The sequence below is a fragment of the Colwellia sp. Bg11-12 genome (assembly GCF_014076955.1).
In the GTDB taxonomy this organism is placed as follows: domain Bacteria; phylum Pseudomonadota; class Gammaproteobacteria; order Enterobacterales; family Alteromonadaceae; genus Colwellia_A.
This window is the reverse complement of record NZ_JACGUZ010000039.1, coordinates 1-2524: the sequence shown is the minus strand read 5'-3', so window position 1 is coordinate 2524 and position 2524 is coordinate 1. Positions and strand designations below refer to the sequence as shown.

The following is a 2524-nucleotide window of genomic DNA, read 5'->3' as shown; positions in this document are numbered from 1 at the left end:
AACTGTTATTTGTCCGTTTGAATTGCTTGTTAGCAGAAGCGTTAATTAAGAACACTTAAACCAACATACACATAAATAGTTAATTGATGGAAGTGAGAAACAATAAACACCGCACCACTTCGCCACTAAACTTTAATTGATAAACAATAACATAGAATGTTTACCAATCAATTTAAAAACTAATCGTTGCCACAAGAAAGGAAGAAAAAGAGAAAAGCACCAATCCTTTGATGTGAGAAATAAAATTAACCAAGCACTTTTAAATAAGAATAAGTGGTGCCTGCTAACGCCCCATTAAGAGGCAAATGATAGTTGGCTAAAATAAGTGACGAAGGAGCAAATAGCCAGCTGTTATTTGTCCTGCTTGAATGGCTTGTTATGCTGAACTTTACACTAAGCCATTAATTTTAATGCAATATACGGTGATAAGTTTAAAAGTAATATGCCTATTTTATAATTACCCAAAAACTTAAAATACATATTTGGTAACTCAGAAGCCTCAACGCCTACAATTTTGCTGTGGATATTAATCGTAAAACTTTTAAATACGATAATAAAGAAAGCTGAAAACAAATAAACACCAAGATTTATTACAGTACACCAACCGAAAAAAGTAGTAAGTTCATTTACGCCAATCATTGATTATATCTCCGTAATATTGGTTCTGCATAACGCCCATTTAAGGGGCAAAATATAGTTGGCTAAAATAAGTGAACGGAGTGAACAAAACAGCCAACTGTATTTTGTCCCTCTTGAAATTCTTGTTATGTGGTAACTCTACCTTGGCAAAAAATACCCTGCCTTTTGTAACACATCGAGCTTTTTATTTTTTAGATAAATAAATGATGGTGCAACGATAATTCCATAAGCAAAAATAATTAATAGTAAATACCAAGTTGATTCATTAAGTTAAATGCGAATATTATCAATTAAAAACACTAAAGGTGCGACAATAACAACTGCAAATATAATGTAAAAAACCATCGACAATAGGAATTTTAAAATGCCATTAAAATATCTAGCTACGCCAAGCAATGCCAAGCAATGCCAAGCAATGCCTGAATGTATAACACCATAAACACAAAAACTATTGGCGTTGCAATGCTAATTGTTATCGCTAAATCTAGAAACATCGTCTTACCACATAACGCCCCATTAACGGGCAAATAATAGTTGGTTAAAATAGCGACGAAGGAGCAAAAGCCAACTGTTTTTTGTCCTTGTTGAATGGCTTGTTATATTACAACTCCACGGAAGCTCCCCAACCAATAGGCTTACAACCGTTGGCTGGCATTAATGGAGTTAATTTGGCTCTGTTAATTGATATTTGCTCTAAATTTAATTTTAGAGATTTTATAAGACTAGTAGACCAAACTTTTCGTTTTTCTGAATATGATATGTAATCATCTTCAAAACCAACTTGAACGGCACCGGATACAATATTATTTACTTGCTGTTTGCTTGAACAATCAATGATAAAGCTCACTAAGTGTTCTTTATTTACATCAGAGCCTCTGCTTACTAAAGCCGCGATTAAACCGCTATCAGCCTCTGAGTAATCTTTAACTTTAGTGGCACAACCACCAACTAAGAATATAAATAATAATATAGTAAATTTACGCACGAACTCTCCTTGTAATATAACGCCGTTTTAAGCGGCAAATTGCAGTTGGCTAAAATAAGAGAGGCACGAACAAAAAGCCAACTGTAATTTGTCCGACTTGAAAACCCTTGTTAGGAGTAATTTGTTATGGCCATTGAGCATAAACTTTTTGTCGATCACTTAAATACTGCGCCATTTGTACCGGATCATTTGGATCGAAAACAATACTTTGAGCTGTTCTCCCCGCTGAATTATATAAGCCATATGTTTTTTTGGAATACACAGCGAGAAGAGTTATATCTGGGAGTTGTTGATTTATAGTAATATCATCATAAATTTCATTTAAAAAACGACCAATTCCTTGTGCTGCAACACCTATTTGTTTAGCAAGATCACCATAAGTTATTGTTGATTTATTCTTGGATATACTAATAAGAATATTAAGGCATTGTTGACTCTTTGGGGACATAAAAACTCCGATAGTTGGATTACACCTAACGCCCCATTAAGCGGCAAAAAATTGTTGGCTAAAATGTGAACGGAGTGAAACAGCCAACTGTTTTTTGTCCGTTTTAATGCCTTGTTATGCAACTTTTACATTACCACAAACCGCACAATTTATATAAATATTAGCGACATAAAATGCACATTAAAAAACTCACAGCATTGCGACACAATAAACCGCGAATTTTGAGCCACTAATCAAAAGTGAATTTACCACTTACCTGCTTTGGCGAAAAACTATTTAACCAAAAACTGAAATAGATTTAATTACGCGTAAATAACTAGGATAAAGAAAAGGCAACTACCACAATTACATTTAATCGAATTCGCAATGCCGCATAACGCCCCATTAAGAGGCAAATAATAGTTGGCTAAAATAAGCGACGAAGGAGCAAATAGCCAGCTGTTATTTGTCCT

At 34.2% G+C, this 2524-nt stretch carries 3 protein-coding genes; all 3 read right to left on the bottom strand.

The features are described 5' to 3' along the window. Positions 1-393 precede the first annotated feature (393 nt). The 3 genes from H4J39_RS00930 to H4J39_RS00920 all read right to left on the bottom strand — a co-directional run bounded on the left by H4J39_RS00930 (position 394) and on the right by H4J39_RS00920 (position 2072). On the bottom strand, positions 394-639 hold the full coding sequence (locus H4J39_RS00930) for a DUF6868 family protein (RefSeq protein WP_182225579.1): 246 nt from the start codon (positions 637-639) through the stop codon (positions 394-396). Between the two features lie 601 nt (positions 640-1240). Next, a complete protein-coding gene (locus tag H4J39_RS00925) occupies positions 1241-1624 on the bottom strand; it encodes a ribonuclease E inhibitor RraB (RefSeq protein WP_182225578.1) in 384 nt (127 codons plus the stop codon). 124 nt (positions 1625-1748) lie between these two features. Next, positions 1749-2072, bottom strand: coding sequence for a hypothetical protein (locus tag H4J39_RS00920; RefSeq protein ID WP_182225577.1), 324 nt, complete (start codon positions 2070-2072; stop codon positions 1749-1751). Between the last annotated feature and the right edge of the window lie 452 nt (positions 2073-2524).

Bases quoted from the DNA above. Each gene is read 5' to 3' on its own strand.
- H4J39_RS00930 (WP_182225579.1), bottom strand. From the start codon at position 639: ATGATTGGCGTAAATGAACTTACTACTTTTTTCGGTTGGTGTACTGTA.
- H4J39_RS00920 (WP_182225577.1), bottom strand. From the start codon at position 2,072: ATGTCCCCAAAGAGTCAACAATGCCTTAATATTCTTATTAGTATATCC.